Origin of the sequence: Bacillus sp. FJAT-28004 (assembly GCF_001280845.1) — a bacterium.
Lineage (GTDB): Bacteria > Bacillota > Bacilli > Paenibacillales > Paenibacillaceae > Pristimantibacillus.
Map to the genome: position 1 here is coordinate 2,647,459 of NZ_LGHP01000001.1, position 19,358 is coordinate 2,666,816.

At 38.7% G+C, this 19,358-nt stretch carries 21 protein-coding genes and 1 other annotated feature; of the genes, 1 reads left to right on the top strand and 20 read right to left on the bottom strand.

Annotated features, from left to right (window positions below; all coding sequences use genetic code 11):
* Positions 1-54: 54 nt before the first annotated feature.
* From AC787_RS11415 to AC787_RS11460, 10 genes are all read right to left on the bottom strand, one after another.
* Complete coding sequence (locus AC787_RS11415; protein WP_054024898.1) at positions 55-294, bottom strand: hypothetical protein; 240 nt, start codon at positions 292-294, stop codon at positions 55-57.
* A gap of 141 nt (positions 295-435) precedes the next feature.
* On the bottom strand, positions 436-888 hold the full coding sequence (locus AC787_RS11420; protein ID WP_054022911.1) for a hypothetical protein: 453 nt from the start codon (positions 886-888) through the stop codon (positions 436-438).
* 191 nt (positions 889-1,079) lie between these two features.
* Complete coding sequence (locus AC787_RS11425) at positions 1,080-3,188, bottom strand: hypothetical protein (RefSeq protein ID WP_054024899.1); 2,109 nt, start codon at positions 3,186-3,188, stop codon at positions 1,080-1,082.
* Positions 3,189-3,329: 141 nt separating this feature from the next.
* A complete protein-coding gene (locus AC787_RS11430) occupies positions 3,330-3,746 on the bottom strand; it encodes a hypothetical protein (RefSeq protein WP_054024900.1) in 417 nt (138 codons plus the stop codon).
* A gap of 156 nt (positions 3,747-3,902) precedes the next feature.
* Positions 3,903-4,709, bottom strand: coding sequence for a class I SAM-dependent methyltransferase (locus AC787_RS11435; protein ID WP_054024901.1), 807 nt, complete (start codon positions 4,707-4,709; stop codon positions 3,903-3,905).
* A gap of 79 nt (positions 4,710-4,788) precedes the next feature.
* Positions 4,789-5,051: a binding site (T-box leader), on the bottom strand.
* A gap of 216 nt (positions 5,052-5,267) precedes the next feature.
* Complete coding sequence (locus AC787_RS11440) at positions 5,268-5,663, bottom strand: hypothetical protein (protein WP_054024902.1); 396 nt, start codon at positions 5,661-5,663, stop codon at positions 5,268-5,270.
* Between the two features lie 262 nt (positions 5,664-5,925).
* Complete coding sequence (locus AC787_RS11445; RefSeq protein ID WP_054024903.1) at positions 5,926-6,393, bottom strand: NUDIX hydrolase; 468 nt, start codon at positions 6,391-6,393, stop codon at positions 5,926-5,928.
* 177 nt (positions 6,394-6,570) lie between these two features.
* A complete protein-coding gene (locus tag AC787_RS11450) occupies positions 6,571-7,086 on the bottom strand; it encodes an NUDIX domain-containing protein (protein WP_054024904.1) in 516 nt (171 codons plus the stop codon).
* Between the two features lie 165 nt (positions 7,087-7,251).
* Positions 7,252-8,322: a hypothetical protein gene (locus AC787_RS11455; RefSeq protein ID WP_054024905.1), complete on the bottom strand. Its 1,071-nt coding sequence runs from the start codon at positions 8,320-8,322 to the stop codon at positions 7,252-7,254.
* Positions 8,323-8,541: 219 nt separating this feature from the next.
* The gene (locus tag AC787_RS11460) at positions 8,542-9,651 is read right to left on the bottom strand and encodes an NADH:flavin oxidoreductase (RefSeq protein WP_054024906.1); all 1,110 of its coding nucleotides are present in this window, start codon (positions 9,649-9,651) and stop codon (positions 8,542-8,544) included.
* Between the two features lie 204 nt (positions 9,652-9,855).
* Here AC787_RS11460 and AC787_RS11465 point away from each other — a divergent pair, with 204 nt between their 5' ends.
* Complete coding sequence (locus AC787_RS11465) at positions 9,856-10,710, top strand: LysR family transcriptional regulator (RefSeq protein ID WP_054024907.1); 855 nt, start codon at positions 9,856-9,858, stop codon at positions 10,708-10,710.
* Positions 10,711-10,873: 163 nt separating this feature from the next.
* Here the strand turns inward: AC787_RS11465 and AC787_RS11470 are convergent, their stop codons facing one another.
* The 10 genes from AC787_RS11470 to AC787_RS11525 all read right to left on the bottom strand — a co-directional run bounded on the left by AC787_RS11470 (position 10,874) and on the right by AC787_RS11525 (position 19,315).
* A complete protein-coding gene (locus AC787_RS11470) occupies positions 10,874-11,305 on the bottom strand; it encodes a hypothetical protein (protein WP_054024908.1) in 432 nt (143 codons plus the stop codon).
* A gap of 859 nt (positions 11,306-12,164) precedes the next feature.
* Complete coding sequence (locus AC787_RS11480) at positions 12,165-13,118, bottom strand: DNA glycosylase AlkZ-like family protein (RefSeq protein WP_235560954.1); 954 nt, start codon at positions 13,116-13,118, stop codon at positions 12,165-12,167.
* Positions 13,115-13,312: a hypothetical protein gene (locus AC787_RS11485; protein ID WP_054024910.1), complete on the bottom strand. Its 198-nt coding sequence runs from the start codon at positions 13,310-13,312 to the stop codon at positions 13,115-13,117. Before AC787_RS11485 ends, AC787_RS11480 begins: the two co-directional genes overlap by 4 nt.
* Before the next feature lie 177 nt (positions 13,313-13,489).
* Positions 13,490-13,843: a hypothetical protein gene (locus AC787_RS11490; protein ID WP_054024911.1), complete on the bottom strand. Its 354-nt coding sequence runs from the start codon at positions 13,841-13,843 to the stop codon at positions 13,490-13,492.
* A gap of 183 nt (positions 13,844-14,026) precedes the next feature.
* The gene (locus tag AC787_RS11495) at positions 14,027-14,545 is read right to left on the bottom strand and encodes a GNAT family N-acetyltransferase (RefSeq protein ID WP_054024912.1); all 519 of its coding nucleotides are present in this window, start codon (positions 14,543-14,545) and stop codon (positions 14,027-14,029) included.
* A 218-nt stretch (positions 14,546-14,763) separates the two neighbouring features.
* Complete coding sequence (locus AC787_RS11500) at positions 14,764-15,381, bottom strand: hypothetical protein (RefSeq protein ID WP_054024913.1); 618 nt, start codon at positions 15,379-15,381, stop codon at positions 14,764-14,766.
* A 189-nt stretch (positions 15,382-15,570) separates the two neighbouring features.
* Positions 15,571-15,846: a hypothetical protein gene (locus AC787_RS11505; RefSeq protein ID WP_054024914.1), complete on the bottom strand. Its 276-nt coding sequence runs from the start codon at positions 15,844-15,846 to the stop codon at positions 15,571-15,573.
* A 203-nt stretch (positions 15,847-16,049) separates the two neighbouring features.
* On the bottom strand, positions 16,050-16,526 hold the full coding sequence (locus tag AC787_RS11510) for an ATP-binding protein (protein ID WP_268760189.1): 477 nt from the start codon (positions 16,524-16,526) through the stop codon (positions 16,050-16,052).
* A 151-nt stretch (positions 16,527-16,677) separates the two neighbouring features.
* The gene (locus AC787_RS11515) at positions 16,678-17,364 is read right to left on the bottom strand and encodes a DUF2711 family protein (protein ID WP_054024915.1); all 687 of its coding nucleotides are present in this window, start codon (positions 17,362-17,364) and stop codon (positions 16,678-16,680) included.
* 1,042 nt (positions 17,365-18,406) lie between these two features.
* Positions 18,407-19,315 carry an SDR family oxidoreductase gene (locus tag AC787_RS11525; protein ID WP_054024917.1) on the bottom strand — a complete coding sequence of 303 codons (909 nt, stop codon included), beginning with the start codon at positions 19,313-19,315 and terminating at the stop codon, positions 18,407-18,409.
* Positions 19,316-19,358 lie beyond the last annotated feature (43 nt).

The window sequence follows — 19,358 nt, forward strand, 5'->3', positions numbered from 1 at the left end:
ATTCGTTTAGGTTCCACCTTCTTGTGTTCTCGTTACCCGTTCAGCTAATGAGATTTATGCTTTTTGAGTCGGTTTACACACTTTACACGGCATAACAGAAGCATCTCTAGTATCTTCGTAGTACTCTAATGGAACATAATGCCCATTTTTGCTGTGATTTTTATTAACTTTTAAATTATAACCTTCCTCTTTAACAAAAGGACAACTTGTCCTGTGAAGTTTATTACCGTTTGCATTATCAAATATAATTACGTAAGGATACTTTAAAATTTCTGAAAAAGATTTCCCATCCATAATTGCACCTCCTGTATTAGTACACCCTAAAACCTCTATAAGTAGTCAACTATCCTGCCCGTTAGCTCAACGAGGCTGCCGATTTATGCCGGCAGCCTCGTTCTTTGATTATTAAGCTATAGTGTCCCGTTAGCTAAATGATTAATTAGAATTATCGTCCGTAAGGCCATAAGTATTGTTAATTGCCGTGGAATAATTATCCCAATTAAAGTAGAAAGGGCCTATGTCTATTTTTTTATTCTCACCTTCTAATATAAAATCTCTCCWGATGACAATATCCCCCTCTTTATCAATCTTAACTGAAATAAATCCACATTCCTCATCTCCACATAAAGGACAAACTAAAATGGGATACCTGTAGTACAAATATTCGTGGGGTTGCCTTAAAAGAAAATAATCAATCATTTGCCGTTGATTATCACTTGTGCCCCAGCCTAATGCGGGGACCATGTCATATTTCCTGAGCCTATTGTATATCGATTTGCCATCAACAATAATGTCAGCAAATTGAGTATTCTTATTCCCATCTTGATTTGAGTCAAGCTCCTCATATCGGCTTGATAGTTTAGTGTCTAAGTGATTTATTATTATCATTTTACCCCCCACTTACTGRACAAACTAATATTTCCGYCCAAAATTATAACACTCTTTTTTGACCTGGTGCTTTATCGTATCCTGCCCGTTAGTTGAGCGAAGGGCTGCCAAGTGGCAGTCCTCTCGATGTTGAACTATCGTTCCCCGTTAGTTGAGAAAGGCAGCTTATGTACTCCAGGGTCGTCTGAAAACTAAAGAATGTGTTTTAATATCAAATATGAATCATAATCACCCGATTGAATGCTTCCGAACATCCGAAGACGATCAATAGCGTTTTTCTTAGATGTTCTTGGACTAGTTAGCAAATAGATTAGACCAAATGACAAAAAGTAAGAACCATGTGTCATCTCGAAAATACGTTCTTTTTTATAAGCCCGCTTTTGAAGCGTCCCTAAAATCTCCAGAAGTGACCTGCGTTTCTTTTCGAAATCAACAAACCTGTCTTTAATCGACTCATCATCTGTACCAAATGAATATTTTATTAGTGCCTCGAAAATATTATGGCAAACTATATTCTCATTAAACACGCCGAAATGGAACGGCGTACATGAAATGCGAATATAGTTTGCGTTTTGAGGAGCCTCGACTCTCGCAATTGGAGTTAACTTCCCATTTATCATTGCCCTCTTATCGGATCCTTGTTGAAACAACTCTAAAGGTGGTTCAGAACGTAAAGCGGACTCGGTCCGAAACGCTTGCAGTTGACTATGAATAAACGACCCGCCTAGATCAAGAAGTAGTTTACCTATATGCCCAGATCGAGCATCGCGAGTCAGCGGCTTGATTTTGCTTTCCAACACGATAACCTGATTACAAACGATACAGATACCGTCAGATTCCCCTTTTTCCCCTTCATGAACATAATCACCCGAATATACTGGCTCGCCCAAATGAGTGGCCATCCATTGTTGAATAAATTGCTCGAAAACTGTACCCCAGCTTCTTGGATGGCCCAAGAGCCCTTTCATTTTATCATAAAGACCAAAGCAATCAATCGATGGAAGCGGCATAAAATACTCATACTCTTTAGCAGGAATAGGTACAAGCCACTCGGAGTCAGCATCAATTCCAACAACCTCCAGCGGGTGGTTGAAGTTGCTGTTTAAGCTGGTACTGCTCGAAAGTCGATTTAAATAAGTGATTATGACATCCCAAGTAACCTGCTTACGGAGCCTCCTGTACAACCTAGATGCAGTTAACCGCAGCAAAGGTCCTTCGGTTTTTAGAGCTAAAGTAGCGATCGATAAGATTTCGCTTGAAATAAGAATGATGGCCTCTTTATCCATTCCGAAAGCCTCTACAATGTTTTCACGATATGAGTCCAGTATCGAATCCAACATGATGATTGTGCTTTCTGGTGGATATTGATAATCCTTGTACAGGGCATCATGAAACACGGCTTGCTGGAAATATGGAATTGGGTCGCCAATGAACATGAGCTGAAATTGATTTTCTATACGGTAATCATACAAATCCAATAACACGCTCGAGATTCTCTCGATTGCCATTAAGGTTTCGGGGTAACCCTTTCCTTCTGGTACATCGGTCGAAGTTACAATCTTCAGCGCAACGTGATAGAGAAACTTGCGCGTAGTATTATTTGAACGGTTAAACATCTCTGTAGAAGCGTCGAACGTTCTTTTGTACTCGGCCAGCACGTGATCCATGAATCGCACGGGTCCGTAACTGTGGATTCTTGATTCAATGCGTGAGAATAAGATAGCAGCTACTTCTTCGCGATTTTGTAGCAAGCCGTCTTTTATACAAGCCTCCTTGACATGTGTTTCTACATACATGACTGTATGCGCATATCGCCATACCTCAGGGTGCAATTTTTTGCTCGCTTCTAAGCGGTCCCCGTAATCTAAACGTCTACTTCTTAATAGCGTAATCCAAACGCATAGCATGATGATTTTTGAGAGTGAAAATGCTGTTAATTCCTTGCCTCTGTTTGTGTCAACATCTTTGGCTGGACGAACGTAGTCTAAAATTGCATCAATGTAGTTCCAAATTCGTTCTACATTAGTATTGAACTTCAAGTGATGGTATACATAATACCTTCTTATTTCATCGATTTTTTCGCGGAACATTATGGTGTCAACGAAACTCATTCGCTTAACCAATCTTTGTTCGAGTGCATCTTCGATCTCCTTAAGTGACTTATGATATTGACTCTCAGGTTGTATACGAAAATAAGTATATAGATCAATGATCTCACCACTGACAGAATAAAACTCCAAACAATTTTCCGCGTGGTGAATGATCTGTTCGATGAAATCCGCGTTATCCTTGGTGTTCACTTCTTTCGCTCCTTTCAGTTAAATAGGATCACAACATTATCATTTCAGGTGCAAATCTAGAATCCTGCCCGTTAGCTCAATGATACCTTTTTAATCCAAATAAGGGGAGGACATTGTTGTCCTCCCCCGATAGTTATTGAGCTATAGTTTCCCGTTAGTTTCATAAGTAATGCCTTTGGAGAAGTGTTGAGCTTGATTAAAATCTTTAATTTCGACGCATTTCAAAATTTGAGTTGCTTTGATTTCCCAGTCAGGGCCATACCATAACAAATAGTGTGCGAACTGTTCATATGATTGTAACTGTTTTGGTGAAAGCTCGATACGTTTTTGATGAACCTTAAACATAGTATCAATCGGCATAAAGAATTTTTCTTGCTCAAAATTAATAATTCTCTCCAATTCGTTTAATTCAGTAACCATAGATATTGCGTTTTCAGCATCATGCTTAAAGGTCATGAACTTCTCATTTAACGTTTCTTGTTCTTGCTCGTTGTAATTCAGCCAGTTTAATTGCCGTATCTCGTAAATCTCTTGAATAAGCACCTCTAGTTCTGTCACGAAATCACCCCTATGAGGATTTTGTAGAAAACTTCCAAATAGCTTAACGAGGCTACTCGGTCGATCCCACGGCAACCTCGTGGTTGTAATTATTGAGCTCTCGTTCCCCGTTAGCGTAATATCTTTTTACACAAAGGTATGACTGGTTCATGAACCTTATATTTTTCTACCAATGTACATGATATGTTCTGCTAAACTCAACAAATCTTCACGTTCACACACTTGTTCTGCCAAGTCCAACCAAGCATTTACCACTTCAGGTGATTGCCTAAGGAGTTCAGGTTCACGCAAATATAAAAAACTTTCGCAATTAACCACATGCAGTTTCTCAAGCTCAAATGATTTGAAAAATGGCAGAACATCCTTCGGTCGAATGAAAAAATTATCCGTAAAACCCATTCCAGCAAAATTTGTATCGTCTAGGATGAAGTTGAGTTCACTTCTTCTTTCATTTGTGAGAATCAAACCTGGATCGCGGATGAGGTAATCCCAAACGAATGAATATGACGAGACGAATGCCACAAAAAGAGTTCCGTTAGGCTTTAATTTTTTCAAACATTCGTTTATCGTTTTTACCCTGTCGTTCTCGTCTTTCAGATGATACATCGGTCCCATACATAGCACATGATCAAATTGTCCGTCTTCGAAAGATGATAAATCACGGCTATCAGCACAAATTCCACTAAGTGGAAGGCATAGTTCTTTTGCCTTATTCATCGCAAAATCTACGTTGTTTTGTGAAAGGTCGGCAAGTGTTACATTGCAGCCATGCTCCGAGAGGTATAGTGAATACTTTCCTGGACCACCACCAAGATCCAATACTCTGTCATTCGACTTAATATAACGTTTCATAAAGCGTTTGTTTAGTTCAAACTCGACTTTGTGCCGATCGAGCCGATTCCATTCATATTGTACTGTTTCATCATAAAATCTTCTGACGACTTCCAGATTGTCCATATCCATAGAATCGCTCCTCATTAAGAAATTATAAAATTCATCGGACTATTCGGAAACAAAAAAATCCCACCCCCAAGACCATAGTCTCAGGGACGAGATTTGTATACTCGTGGTACCGCCCAGGATTCGCTAATATGTCACCATATAAGCCTCTTCAAGTACGGGCATCACTAAAAAATGCTTATACTCTAGCTCTATAACAGGAGCTCCTGTCACACCATCCCCTTTGTTTGGTTCCGATGTGCTGCTTAGAGGCTTTCTTCAATAAGGAACTCTTTGCTCCTTTTCAGCTGTCGGAGCTCTCTGTGAAAGAATTCATTTATTTACTTCCCTCATCATCGCTTTTCAAATATTGAAATTATGATACCAAGATATCTCAGTGTTGTATATATATTTTTAGAATAATCAAAAAAGATTGAGCATAACTGCCCGTTAGCTTAATAAAATGAGCAGGCCACAGTAGTGTCTGCTCATCATGTGTGTTATTCAACTATCGTTACCCGTTAGCTTAATAGATTTTCTGATTATTTTTGAAAAAATGCAGAATTTCTTATCCCACCTAAATCAATCAGGAAAAGTAATTTCTAATGTCTTATCTTTTTGCTCTTCCCCTTTAAGAATAATTGAAACGACGTCTTCTGTAATCCAAGTAAACTCGAAATTTTCGGCAAAAAGAGTCTTGCCATCATTGTTAATTCTTTCTTCGATATAAGTTCGTAGATGTCCAATTTTTCCATAGTGTATTCGTATCGGTGCATTCGAAAAAAAAGCATTCTGTCCTCGAACCCTAATTTCAAGTTGATTTTTTTTGTTAGGGGAGTTTTGAGTGAGAATTACTTTTTCTGCATATACAATTTGGAAATATCCGTAGTACAAAATTGCAATAGGTATGGTAATGATACAGAGGACTATAGCCAAAGCACGGTAAGTTCTTTTTCGTTCTTCTTTTCTATCCGCCATATAATGCACCATCCCACTATCACTAAGATTTTGTTTTGCTTCGTATGCTGAAGAAGGAGTACACAAGCAAAACAACTCCGAAGAAGATTACCTTCAAATAAGCTCTCTTAAAGCACGCTATCTCCTTACTTCAGCATTTGCTTCTCTTAGGAGGTTCCTAGGACATTATAATTCATTTACTTTTATCCAAAAAGTGTAACTTTCAAGTGTTCTATTTTCATGTTTTCAATTTGGTCAATTCCACGCTAAACTGCCCGTTAGCTTAATCATCGGAATTTACTAAATGCTTAAAATCCATTGGGATATCCGATAAATACTGGTTTAACGCTTTTGGAAATACTTTCATTTGCTTTATCTCATAGACACTAATCCATCTAAAAGTCAGTCTAACTGTCTCTTCTATACCTTCAAACTGAATGAGGTCATGAGGTAATTGCCCTAGTAAGCTAACCTCGTAGTACATTCCAAATTCATGAAGTGCCTCATACCCGTACGCATTAAAATTCTCTATAATTGCAATTAGTCGTTGGACTTCGACTTGAAATCCTACCTCCTCCATGAACTCACGAACGATGGTTTTTTCAGTCGGTTCATTAATTTCAGCTTTTCCCCCAGGTAATACCCAAGCATCTCCATTTTTGTTTCTTTGAAATAGAATTTTATCACCGATTCGCAAAACTCCTGCAACTCTAAATAAATATTCGCCCTGATGATTCTTAATCGTTATCATATAAGCCCCTTTAATATTGATTTTACACCAAAAATAGAACGAACGTTCCTTTTGTTGTATTCCATGCTTGTCCATAACGGCAAGGGTTTATTACGCATAACTGCACGTTACCTTAACAAAGAAATGGAGCAGTTGCCCCAGCAAACTGCTCCTTGATTGTTCATCTATCGTGTCCCGTTAGCTTAATGCTACCTTGAGTTTTTCCCAATCTTCTAATAATGCCCAGGTTATTTCGGGCTCACTTTCAACTGATTTCATCGTACCCACAAAAATATCGGATGAATTTTTATTCTTAGAATAATGCTCGATTATGTATTTCGTTGTGGCAGTTACATTTAATTTATCAACTAAGCCTATATCAACCCATAAGAGCTTACCTTCTTCACTCTCACGTACATCTATGTGCTTTGCATTTGAAAAATATACATATTGAATTCTTATTTCTGTTTCTTTAATCCGTAAAATTATATATCTAAGTTCCAATCCTGTAAGGTCATCGGTTGTCAGCCCTGTTTCTTCCTCAACTTCCCTCAAACATGCTTCACTCGGATTATTAATTTCATGTTGCTCTAGATGCCCTCCAATAGGTACAACCATACCTGAAACAAAACTTGCGTTTTTTGGTTTCTCCATCAACAACAACTTATTGCCATGAATGAGAAAAGCTACTGACATTTGCCTTAGAGTAATCATTTAACCCCACCCCCAACACAACATATTCCATATGGAGACTAAACTATCCTGCCCGTTAGCTTAATAAAGAAAAGGAGCAGCTGCTGCAGCAAACTGCTCATTGTTTGTTCAACTATCGTTACCCCTTAGCTTAATGATCGACTGCTCCGAAGCGTGAATACGGTGTTAGCTGATGGAGCGTGACTTCTCTGAATACTCCTTTAAATGAGCTACCTCAATACTATGCTCAATTTTCATTTCTAACTTCTCTCTTAAATGATAATACTTATTCAATAATTCTACTTCTTGTTCTAGTGTATTTGAAATAATTCCAATGATTGAGTCATCCTTGTCTTCGTTGCTCCAATCAAATAGATCTCTATAGATATCAACTAATGATTCATTGTTAGTCAATGTAAACCGAACTGGTTGATCATTAAATGTCAACTTGCATTCTAACAATTCAGATAAAACATCTAGACGGTATCTGAGATCCTCCTTTGAAATAACTTCATTCTGAAGTATTTTGATATCTTGAATTAATTCCCTAAAGGTTAATTCCACGTGTTGCATTGCAATGTAAGACCAGATGCATGTACCTGTACCTCTTCCATGAGCTTCCCAATTCTGATTCCATAAAATATTCTTAATTATGTATTTATGATCTGATCCAAACAAAGCAATACCTAAGATTATTCCTGAATTACAATCAGTTGAAGCACTTCTATCTCCCCATTCAAATAACCTTGAAACCATACTGCTGCTTGAAATTTTATAACTTAGTGCTGGTACGAACTCCATAAAAAGACTCTTTCCAAATGAGCAATCTAATATGGATTTTATCTGACTTTCATAATCATTACATGGTAAATGTAATAATCCTAAAATAGCAGCCTTAGCTATGTGCCAGTTATCTGATGTAATTAGTGATACAAGGGTTTCTGTACACTTTGTATATCCAAGATATCCTAAAACATGTAAGACTTCACATGGCATTCCTTCCCTTAGATCTTTTTGATAAAAACAGTAATCATAAATTTCTTCTGCTAATTGTAAATCTCCATGCTTCATTATAGGTTGTAAAAGCAAAATTCTATTGTAATCTGAGGGGGCTTCAATAAATAACTTGAAGAGGCCAATGGAATCTTCAAGTCCACCGTACTTGCCTATCACATTTGTATATGAAGAAATAATAGTCGAATCAATATTGGGAGATGATTTAATTAAATCTATTAGTCTTTTAGTTGTTGGAATCAATTCATCAATCCCTCCTTTTGAAGTTTTTCATTTTCTGTTCACGATCTTTCAGCTAACGTTTTATTTACGAGCTTCCCGAACTTTTCATATTTAAGGTATTCTCGAAGTGAATTAAGCTATCCTGCCCGTTAGCTTAATAAAAAGAGCAGGCCACCGAAGCACCTGCACATCCAGAGTTATTCAACTATCGTTGCCCGTTAGTTCAATCATTGATTCACTTCAGATCTCAAAATCTTTTATCCTTGCATCTGGTCTTAAAACTTTTTCAGGATCAAATGTAGCCAACGGATCACCGTTTTTGACTTTGTTAACCCAATCGTGGTTGGCAAGAGCTCCTTTACCAAGGGTGATCACATCTGCAATACCATCTGCAACCATTCCGCTTCCCTTTGTTGGGTCCTCTAAATGTCCATTTGCGATCACTGGAAGCTTGCCATACTTTTTTGCTAGAGCAGCAAGCGATACTCCTTCGTTATCACTTTCGTGTTGAGGAAAAGCTGGATGCCACGCTTCATACTCTGTAACATGAATATAATTAAGTCCTGCTTGTCCTAATTGACCAAAAATCATTTTAGCATCTTCTTCTTTACCAGCCCACTTATGAGCGAAATCATTTACTTTTCCTTGGGAGATACGAATACCGACAGTAAATTCTTCTCCGACCACTTGGCGAACTGCAGTAGCTACTTCCACTAAGAGGCGCACACGATTTACCGAAGACCCTCCGTATTCATCTTTACGTTGGTTGGTGTATTCAGTTAGAAACTGATCAAGTAAATAACCATTCGCTCCGTGAATTTCGATTCCATCAAACCCTACGGCTTTTGCACGTAAAGCTGAAGAAACAAAACCATTGATAACTTCTTGGAGATCTTTCTTTGTCGCTTCTCTAGGTGTTGGGAATTCAGTTTCACCTCCATAGAAAGCTAGCGGGTCTCCTATTGGTTTTACTGACGAAGGAGCAAGGTTTTGTGTCGCAAATCTATTGCCTTGAGAAAGTGCTCCAGCATGTTCGAGCTGCACAATAATTTTCGCTCCTGCCTGATGCACAGCATTTACAACCGTCTTCCATGATTGTGCCTGTACATCATTAGCTATCCCTACTTGATTCAAATAGCACTGACTATATAATTCATCCGTGTACGTTCCTTCGGTAATAATTAGTCCAAAACCGCCACGAGCAAATGAAGAGTAATAAGACGCCATTTTATCAGTTGCATTACCTTCTGGGGTTGCGCTAACGCGTGTCATTGGTGCGACGGCGACTCGATTTTCTAAGGTTACTTGGCCAACTTTTGTTGTCTCGAACAGTAGATTTATATTAGACATTGTATCCTCCTAGTGTATTTGTAATGGATCGAATAGAAACACATTCAACCATAAAACTTGAATTATCATCTGCAGACTAGTACATTATAAAACAAGGAATTCGTGCGGTAAAATTGATATATCTGAACATATAGTTCAGTAAAAATGAATTGAGTGAATTTTATTTTATTACTTCTCTCATAAAAAAGTAAAGGCAGTGAAATTATGGAACTTCGTCACCTTATCACCTTGAAAACAATTGTTGAAAAAGGTGGATTCAAAAAAGCCGCTGAACATCTAGGTTACGCCCAATCTTCAGTGACAGCACACGTTAAGGAGCTAGAGGCAGAAGTCGGAAAGCCCCTTTTTGATCGAATAGGTAAAAAAGTCTTACTTACTCACTACGGGCAGCAGTTTCTCCCATACGCTTTAAAAATCATTGAATTATACAATCAAGCTCTGATGACGGACGATGAACCTGCAGGAGATCTTACATTGGGGATATCAGAATCACTTATGATATGTCGCGTCCCCACTTTGCTTGTCGAGTATAGGAAACTTCACCCTAACGTTAATCTATCCCTAAAATCACTCGATTATCAAGATGTTATGTCCTGCCTTCAAACCGGCGAGATCGATCTTGCGTTGGTATTAGAAAAGGACGGGTGGGAAATGGCGGAACTCCACTGTGAGAGGCTGATAAGAGAAAAAATGGTGGTCATTAGTCCGCCTCAAGAAAAGAGTATTGAACTGGGGACAGTACTTTACACAGAGCGTAGTTGCAGTTATAAAGCTGTGTTTAAGGACTATATTGATTACAATCAAATGGATGTTAAGGGGAGTTTAGAATTTCAAAGTATCGAAGCGATTAAACAGTGTGTTAGGAGTGGTTTGGGAATTTCAATGGTCCCGTATTTTTCGGTGAAAGAGGAGTTGGAGGGAAACAAATTAATAGGTAACGAGGTTGAATCAGATCGTCCAACAATTTCAACCTTCTTGGCATATCACAAAGATAAATGGCTCTCACCTGCAATGAATAGCATGGTTACTTTAATAAAAAGTCATGCACAGAGTTGGTAATCCAGCCCTGTCTTTTGGTGTCAGTTTATTGTTCTGATCCACGCTAAACTGCCCGTTAGCTTAACGAGCTTGTATTCACGACGCCCCACCACCCTAAAGGAGCGAAGCGTGAATATGGTATTATGTGAAGTACAAGCCATCTTGAAATCACTGACAAGACTAATTAATGTGTTTCAATTCCTATTTCTTGTTCTGAGTTAATTCTAAATTCCTTCAATTCGATATTCAGTTTTTCAATCCCCTGTTTATCTAATCCCTGAGTATTTAAATAAAATGAGCCCGAAATTACTTCTGAAGAACTTCCATTAATGGTTTTGTTAAATTCATTTATTAGCCCATTGTCTTCTAATCTTTTACGAAGATCGTCTGATAATATGGGCTCAACGGTCTTTATTAATATTGATTTCCTAGTTTTATTCCAAAGATTAAATTTATAAGATACTAGGGTTTTATTTAAATCTCCACCTAAACCAAAAGATATTGAATTAATAACTAAACCGTCATCGACCACATCTTCAGGTAGATTATTCTTACTGCATCCAATAAGAATTAAAATTAGAATAGATGTAAGCAGGATCTGCATAAATCTTCTCATTAATTCGCTCCTTGGCACTTATATATTTCACGCTTTGCTTATATTTCACATAACGTCTTATTTACGAACTTCGTGAATTACTCTTTCCATAAGTATTCGCGAACTGATTAAACTATCCTGCCTGTTAGCGTAGCGAAGGGCTGCCATACGGATTACTGTTATGGATGTTCTCGTGTAGACTCATATTCCTCAATTATTTCCTCACGACACTCATCTGCGCCTTCCTCATCAAGCTCTTTTTGATTTGATAATCTCTTTTGAAATAGATGACCACTCGTATTGGGAAATTGTATTCTGTTCGTAGCCACTTGGCAAATTCGAGACAGGCTCGTTTGACTTCGGGATGCACTCCCGATTCTGTTCTTATTCGTAAGCCATTCCTCGGATAGTTCATTTTTCCCCCACGCATTTGATTATTTGATTGTATTTAATTTTAGCACGTGAAGCACTTTTAATAAAACATTGAAGGTTGAACTATCCTGCCCGTTAGTTTAGCCCGCCGCGCTTGAACCCCCCATTTGAAACTCATGTACACATACAACGGCGCTATCGGACGCGTCGGCTTACCTGTTTCGTACGCGGAAACTTGTCGGTAAATGTTACCGGGGAACTGGAAAAATCAGTTCATAGACTCTGTCGAAATCGTCTCGCATCCGTTGAATAATGCAAACTTTTGAAAACAATTGTTCAAGGCTGTTCGCAATTGCTTTGTTGGCTTTATGTCGTTCTCGTACCAGATGTTTTTAACAACGAGCGTCCCGGCTTTTCGCTCCGCGATTACCTCGGCTCGTCCGATGAGGCTTTCTCCGTATATTAGAGGCAACACATAATAGCCGAATTTCCGTTTGATTGCAGGCGTCTAAATCTCCCAGGTGTAATCGAATCCAAACAATTCGTTGATCAGTTTTCTGTCCCATATGAAATTATCTAGTGGGGCAATCAGCTCGCAGCGCCATTTCGGCGCTGGATTTTGCAGAACGGCTTCAATAAGCGGCAAGTCCTCCGTGCGGCAATAAAGTATATCCTTCATTTGTTCCACGGCAACAGCAACAATGCGAGCTTCGTGCAACAGTTGGCGGAAAACCTCGTTGCGCTGCTCCGCTTTCAATCCCCATATGTTCAGCCAGCCATCCGATGTGCGATTCCATAAAAGGCCAACAGCGCCGATTCGACGCAGTACTCGCCACTTGTGATGCTCAAGCTCGCCCTCCAGCGGCTCCGGCGCATTCAGAAGATTTGGCTGTATGTACCTTCCGGCGATATCGTAATATTTACGCGTTCCTTTTTTGTGATGTATAATCAACTCGCCTGTCGAGTACATCTGCTCCAGCACCGATCGGGATGAATTGTTTCCGCTACTCCAGTGGATGGCCGATCGCCAAGCGAAATTTCCATCCAATTTTAGATCATCCGAACTTAGCGCACCGTGATTTTGGATGTGAGCTCGTACTTGCTCTATCAATGCTTCCATTTCGGGATAGCGCTTGGCATGTTGTCGGGCGGCCTGCCTGTACCGCTCAAAATACGGCCAGTCCTCGACAGGGATAATGGCCAAATTCTTGTCAGGATAATCGACAAGGATTCTATCTTGATACAGCAACTCGGCGAGCATGTTCTTGGTAAATCCTTTGATTCGCGACTGCAACACCAGTTCGGCGTTTTTTCCGCAAACATCGATGGGATCGTATTGAATACAGCCGACCTGCCGCACAAAATCCAATACTCCCTGCTTTCCGGTAAAATGATATTCGCCCAACAACCCGTGCTTCAATAGCAGAAATTGCCGTGCCTGGCGGTTCGTCAATTGGATCATGTACACATCGGCTCCTTAACGAAACAAACGGGAGCCGTTTGCACATGATGATGGATGGCGAGATTGCTTATCTCAAAAAAGTTACTATTTGCTTCTTTCCATAATGATGGTATCCATTGGGGAGCTTCATTAGCAAACCCCTTTCCTAATTTTCCAATAACCGAAAATTGCTCTTTTTCAATGATTTCAACCACGCCCATTCCCCCTATCCGTTGGAAAATTCAAAAAACAAACACATGTTCTCATAAAATGTTACCATTATCTCGAGCATAAAAACAAGAGCTATTGAAAAATACTGCCCGTTAAAGCAATGAAGCTGCCGATCGCCGCGGCAGCTTCATCTAAGTTGTGTATTGAGCTAAAGTGTCCCGTTAGTTTAACGTCTTATTAGCAAATTTCGGAGTTGGAAACTCTATAACTTGAATATTAAATAGATCCAGGACCGTAATAATAGCTAAAGCTAAACCGCTATTCCATATCTCATCAATCCAATTTTCTTCAAATTTCTTAGTGCATTCACTAATAAAAGCCTGATCGATAATGATTGGAGATGCTACGGGTATCTCAGAGTAGAGATGTTCCTTAACTCCAACTTTATCAATCATCCACTTTAGCCCTGCGTAGACTCCCATAAAGTATTGATCTGTTGCATTCTCATGTGTATTTATCCATTCACGCAATTGATATTTTCGCTCCTGAGTCATCTCCACAGTAACAGTGAACATAAAATCAACTCTTTTATAGTTTAATGTGTAACTCCATTTACCTTAAGCCTTTCTTACACTACCACATATTGGAACTATTCTGCCCGTTAGCTTAATAATAAGGCTATGTTTAATTCTAATGTTAATATTTAACCATAAGAAACCACCTTGCTGAAAAGGCGGTTCATTGAGCTATCGTACCCTTTAGTTTAAAAGTCGCAATCTTAAAATCATTAAGTCTTCATCGAAATACTGTTCATCAAACTTTAATGCATGTGGTTCTATACCGTAAACTTCAAACCCCAGCGAGACATATAAGTGTTTTGCTGATTTGTTATTAGACACAACCGTCAAATGAATCTGTTCCAACCCTTCACATTCTTTTGTTGCTCTTTCAATCAAGGCTAATAGAAGGGCTTTACCTACCCCCCGTCCTCGAAATTGAGGCTCTACGTACATACCGTAAATGTTTCCTTTATGTGCCGTCTTAAGCCTGTTTTCACGTGAAAAATTGACAATGCCAACTAATGTGTTACTGTCGTCAAAACATCCCAATGTAAATTGATCTTTTGTATGGTGTATCCTTTCTATAATGTGCCCCAGTGGTTTAGTTTCTTCTTGCTCATACGTTGATCCAAATGCATCGGGGTCATTTTTCAATGCACGCAACCTTACTTCTCTATACAYTTGGGCATCAGAGTCATTCAACAGACGAATGTTCATTAGTCACTTCCGATCATTTATCAAATTGTTCTAAATAAAACTTGCGGATTGAAGTAAACTGCCCGTTAGTTGAGAAACGGCAGCCGGTCACTTCAATAGTGACCGGCTGCCGCACTGTTTAATTGAGCTATAGTTCCCCGTTAGCTTAACAATATTTCTCCTTCAAAATCACTCTAGAGTATATTCTAGTAATGAGTGTATTCCCATTTAAGTAAACACTAGGATTTAGCTTGTAACCGTATTTCTAAAGAGCCAATAACCCAATTAACCATATCTTCATCGATGTACTTTAATACTTCCTGTTTCTTATTGTCAAACACATCTTTAGAAATGTAAACATTGACCTTATTTTCTTTCCCATTCAAACCAACCGCTTCAAGACCGAGAGTAGCTGCCAAAGATGATAATTTCTCTTTGGATTCCAAGAGCTTGGTTTTTGTATATTTAACTGTTTTAAATTTAATTTTATCCTTAAACTTGCTCATTACTTTTACCTTTTCCTCGGTATCTACCGACAATTCGGTAAGCAAAAAGATATTATCACCGTTATCATCAGTGTATGTACCAGCGTAAATACTACTGTATTCAGAACTCAACATATCTGCAATGTTCTGTCGGTCATCCAATAGGCGAGTTTTAAGTGCACTTCCTTCTTCAAACGTTTGTGTGACTGCATTAACCGGTGCAGGGCCTGCTTCGATAGGAATCTCAAACTGATTCCCCAATTGAGGTGAAGTTACTGAGTCTCCTTGAGTACCCGTAGCGAGTACTGAACTTGAAATTAAAGAAATAGAGAGACCTACAACTGCGATTGAAGATAGTATACTTTTTTTCATTTTTCCGCTCCTCTCATAGTTACGCTTCTGATATACTACACCTTTACTCAGTTGAATACATGAGGAAATCGCATTATGTATACGGGGATAAATTATCGCCAGTTAGCGTAATAAAGGCTGCCACGAAGCAAGCTCTCCACTATCGTTCTCCCTTAGTTCAATGAATTTATCAATATTGGGCATAATTTGTTACTCAGTCTCTGTGATTTTTTGTATTTCCCCCGAATGTCTGTCAATGTAGAGCCATGTAATTTCCTTAACAGCATCCACTGGAGATAAGTATACGACCCAAAAATCCCTTTCCCTGCTTATCCCTCCAACGTTCCATTTAAACGATTGACTAGCGATATATCCTTCAGCGATTTGCCTTGATTCCACTTTTGATACTGTGAAGAAATCATAAAGTAATACGGTCGTGATGATAATGGCTGTCACAAGCAAAATACTGCCACTGATTTTCTTCATAACTTTACCTCACGAATTTATTTTGGTTAGTCAGTCAGTCTATACGTCTATATGGACTTTTAGTTGCAGCAGGCTACTGCCACGCTCTACTGCCCGTTAGTTTAATAAAAAGAGCAGGCTATCGTAACGCCTGCTCCAAGGTGTGTTATTCAACTAACGTTTCCCGTTAGTTTAAGTACATTATTTCATAATCTTTGCTTCAATCAATCAACTATACATACTTTATGAAACCCTTCAGACACCGTTGGAATTTCCAGACTATTGTGCATTTTCATTATAGCAGTATCAGAAACTGGCTTATCTCTTAGACTGTTTCTTTTACGGCAAACCTCAATCGGTGTGTTTATGTAATAGCTAATTTTTTCACAGTTAGAATATCTCTTTAAAGCAGCTACTCTTGTTACTGATGCAACATTTGTAGCATCAAGTATGACACTAATTCCCTTTGTTATATTATTAAATGCCCTAGAATATAATTCATTAAATACAATAGGATCATTCTTTTCTTCATAACCACCGGGAAATAACTCTTCTTTTAATGCATCCGAAGACAGTATTACCGCAGTTTCTTTAATAGCTAATTCCTTTGCGAATGTAGATTTCCCTGCTCCGGGCAAGCCAACTAACATGATTAACTTAGGCATATCATTTCCCTCTCTTTCTTTTGTCTTCGTTAAGATCCAACACTTCTAGACACACCTCCTAGTCCCTCTCCTCTCAATTTGTCTGAATATAACAGTATCACTATTCTGCCCGTTAGCTTAATAATAAATGGAGCAGCTGCCGCGGCAAACTGCTCCATTTTCCGTTCAACTATCGTTACCCGTAAGCTTAATCAATTTTCCCAAAATACCAACTAATGTATGTTTCTGGAGTGCAGATGACTGCTTCCCATTTCTTTTTTTTTATGATTTCTTCAATGTTCTTTTCTCTAGAGAGGAATAAAGTAATAAATGAGTCGTAAACACTTAAAAATGCAAAATCCATTCTTTCGTTTGTTATGACTATCTCGGTAGGTGATAACTCGCATATTTCCAGGTCTGTGACATTTTTTATTTTCACTTCACCAGACTGATCTAAAATCGGTTCAGAATACACTAAAGACTCAGCTCCATTAGAACTTAGAACGTCGAGGATATCGGGTATAAAAAATTCCGATATTCTGTCTTCGAAAGGATAATAAAGATCTTTGGATAAATTGTTATTTAATAAAACTGCTAAATCTGGGCGAGCAAACTCTGTTTTTAATGCTGATATAGATGTTTTCAGAGCAACAGCAAGTTCTTCATAAGATTGTATCCCTGTATCATGCATGACTTCTTCCCAGGGTTTAGCTCTGCCAAGTTGTAATGACTCTTTTAATTCTGGATAAATATGCTCATATTCGTTCTTTCGCTTTATATCTGTCCAGCCTATTGGCATTTGAATAAACGGATTGAGTAATATCGCCGCAGCTATAAATGGATGTGGTAGCTGCTCTAAGATAGGGGTTTCGTAATTAAACCATATGTAGTTCATGGAATCCTCCTTCAAATCAATAAACTACTTTAACCACTAATCACACTATATCATTGAACTAAACTGCCTGTTAGCGTAGCGAAGGGCTGCCATATAGCAGCCCTTCAGGGGTGGAACTATCGTTCCTCGTTAGTTTAATCACTTCACCTCATTCATTTACATCATAACCAATTACTTGTTTCGTAAATGGATTATAATAAACTGTTATGGGACCTATTAAACCTTCATTATCGGTATGAAACAGTACACGAACAGCTTTATTACCGTTAATCCATAATAAACTACGATTAATTTTTGCAAACGTGTTTCGTTTAGGAATAAACAATTGCTTGATATTTTTTCTTGTAGAGAGTTAGTAGATACTTCGCCTTCCTGCCAATTAATAATGTGTTTATTATGATTAGATTCATCCCAAGCCCTTTTCAAATAGGCTTTTTCATTAATGAAAGTTGTTGATGCCACGATATAAGCACCTATTAGAATTACCAAAATAAATGTAATCCATAATGGTTTCTTCAATCTCAAAATAGCCACCTCACTGTAGTTCCATATTTAAAATATTTGTGAAGCGATTAAACTATCCTGCCCGTAAGCTTAATAAAAAGAGCAGGCCACCGCAGCACCTGCTCATAAATACGTTATTCAACTATCGTTACCCGTTAGTTTAGTAAAGGCTGCCTTCTTTTGCGAAGGCAAAATAATGATAACATACGTCAATCAAGCTCTATGTACCGAACATCTGATTAAAGGTTATTAAGAATCACCCAGGGAAATGAGTAAACATAGGAGCAGTAGGTTATGGTGAGAGTTATGGATATGGACGTTCAAGCGCATTAATCTTGGTTTTTTGATTCTTTTGGTAATCATCACTCAGCTTTTGTATGGTAATTCCTTTATCCAACAAGAAAAGGCTTCGAGTGGGGATCTCGCACGCCTTTTCTTCATACATACTTAAAGTCCCTTCTGATAAACCTATGAATAAAATCCCCTGATTTTGTTAAATTTTTTTTCATCTCCTGCCACGTTTTAATGTTGCCTAAAATTATGAGTAACGGATCAAACCTCCATTTACATGAATCACTTGACCTGTGACGTACATGGATTCATTTGCTGCAAGGTATACGAAGGCTGGTGCTATCTCGAATGGTTGTGCCGCACGTCCAATCGGGCTATCGATCCCTAGAGTAGCTACATGTTCCCTGGAGTAGGTACTAACGTTGAGCGGCGTCCATGATGGACCAGGAGCGACAGCATTAACCCGGATCCATTTCTCAGCCAAAGACAGTGCCATACTGCGAGTAAAACTTACAATTGCACCTTTAGTTGCAGAGTAATCAATGACATCCTTGTCTCCTTCGTAGGCGACCCTTGAAGTTGTATTGATGATGGCACTGCCCTTATCCAAATAAGGAAGCGCCGCTTTAGTCAAATAAAACAAAGGGAATATATTGGTACGAAAAGTGTTTTCGAGTTGTTCATTGGAAATGTCCATAATACTTCTTGTAAAAGGTTGAACTGCAGCGTTATTGATTAAGATGTCCAGTCTATTATAATGACGGAGCGTTTCAGCTATTATATCTGGCGAACTAGCTGGATCGCGAAGATCTCGGGCCAAAAGTAGACAGCGAGTGCCGAATTGCTCAACATACTTTTTGGTTTCTTCCGCATCAATATGTTCATTCAAATATACAATAGCCAGGTCGGCTCCTTCTTTAGCATAAGCAGCTGCAATTGCACGTCCAAATCCGCTATCGCCTCCAGTAATGATCGCAACCTTTCCTTTTAGCTTGCAGCTACCAACATACCCAGGGTAATCAAAAATAGGACGCGGCACCATGAGATACTCCAGACCAGGAACTTGATCCTGATGCTGTGGTGGAAATGCTATAGGCTTCTGTACTAACTTGGTTTGATAACCAAAAAAGGGATATACAGGATAGGGTGATTGCATGGTTTACAACCTCCTTCCAAAAAATCCGTGTCCAAAACCTCCG

Excerpts from the sequence above, each read along its gene's own strand:
- AC787_RS11460 (WP_054024906.1), bottom strand. The coding sequence starts at position 9,651 with ATGTCTAATATAAATCTACTGTTCGAGACAACAAAAGTTGGCCAAGTA.
- AC787_RS11500 (WP_054024913.1), bottom strand. The coding sequence starts at position 15,381 with ATGAAAAAAAGTATACTATCTTCAATCGCAGTTGTAGGTCTCTCTATT.
- AC787_RS11440 (WP_054024902.1), bottom strand. The coding sequence starts at position 5,663 with ATGGCGGATAGAAAAGAAGAACGAAAAAGAACTTACCGTGCTTTGGCT.
- AC787_RS11450 (WP_054024904.1), bottom strand. The coding sequence starts at position 7,086 with ATGATTACTCTAAGGCAAATGTCAGTAGCTTTTCTCATTCATGGCAAT.
- AC787_RS11445 (WP_054024903.1), bottom strand. The coding sequence starts at position 6,393 with ATGATAACGATTAAGAATCATCAGGGCGAATATTTATTTAGAGTTGCA.
- AC787_RS11505 (WP_054024914.1), bottom strand. The coding sequence starts at position 15,846 with ATGAAGAAAATCAGTGGCAGTATTTTGCTTGTGACAGCCATTATCATC.
- AC787_RS11480 (WP_235560954.1), bottom strand. The coding sequence starts at position 13,118 with ATGATCCAATTGACGAACCGCCAGGCACGGCAATTTCTGCTATTGAAG.
- AC787_RS11470 (WP_054024908.1), bottom strand. The coding sequence starts at position 11,305 with ATGAGAAGATTTATGCAGATCCTGCTTACATCTATTCTAATTTTAATT.
- AC787_RS11465 (WP_054024907.1), top strand. The coding sequence starts at position 9,856 with ATGGAACTTCGTCACCTTATCACCTTGAAAACAATTGTTGAAAAAGGT.
- AC787_RS11515 (WP_054024915.1), bottom strand. The coding sequence starts at position 17,364 with ATGAACTACATATGGTTTAATTACGAAACCCCTATCTTAGAGCAGCTA.
- AC787_RS11435 (WP_054024901.1), bottom strand. The coding sequence starts at position 4,709 with ATGGATATGGACAATCTGGAAGTCGTCAGAAGATTTTATGATGAAACA.
- AC787_RS11415 (WP_054024898.1), bottom strand. The coding sequence starts at position 294 with ATGGATGGGAAATCTTTTTCAGAAATTTTAAAGTATCCTTACGTAATT.
- AC787_RS11490 (WP_054024911.1), bottom strand. The coding sequence starts at position 13,843 with ATGTTCACTGTTACTGTGGAGATGACTCAGGAGCGAAAATATCAATTG.
- AC787_RS11525 (WP_054024917.1), bottom strand. The coding sequence starts at position 19,315 with ATGCAATCACCCTATCCTGTATATCCCTTTTTTGGTTATCAAACCAAG.